Here is a 571-nt window from a genome sequence, read left to right on the forward strand (position 1 = left end):
ACCGCTATCGAATCACGTTACCGAAGCCCATCAGAAAAAGCTCATCCACTGGGGAGTGGTCGAGAAGATCGACAAGCCCCATGTACTGCAGGTGCTGCAGTCGACGCACCCTCCCAAGCCGGAAACCTGGGGCCATTTGTTGAGGCTCTGGGTCTATGTCGCCCCAGAGCTCACGGGATATCGCGCCGACGCGGATCGCCAGCGGGTTCGCATAGTCCCGGCACAAGGAAAGGATGTGCTTTACGCCGCGCGCGAAGTGATTCGCCTTGGCGAAAAGCGATTGCTCCAGTCCGAGGAAGACTGGGAGTTTCTTGCGGGCCACTTGTTGGTGCTCAACCCGAACTGGCCACGCTTTCTTGCCGAGCAGCGTCGCCATGCCGAAGAGCCTAATGACAGAAGCCTCAAGGACAAGGTGGCAGCAGCACTTGCGGTTCTACGGGCCATCGAGTCAACGNTNNCTTGCCGAGCTTGGCGGCGATTTGCGTCAGCTGCACACACTTCGCTATCGAGATGTCTTGCTGTGAGAAAAATTCACCAGCGACTTGCTCGATCACCTCACTTACATCGCTAG

1 protein-coding gene is annotated in these 571 nt (G+C 57.6%); it reads right to left on the reverse strand.

From position 1 onward, the window contains the following. Positions 1-4: 4 nt before the first annotated feature. Positions 5-376 (reverse strand): hypothetical protein, encoded by a 372-nt coding sequence (locus tag E4Q23_RS23150; protein ID WP_169068756.1) that lies wholly within the window; start codon positions 374-376, stop codon positions 5-7. Positions 377-571: the final 195 nt, after the last annotated feature.

The organism is Candidatus Accumulibacter phosphatis (assembly GCF_012939955.1).
Lineage (GTDB): Bacteria > Pseudomonadota > Gammaproteobacteria > Burkholderiales > Rhodocyclaceae > Accumulibacter > Accumulibacter delftensis.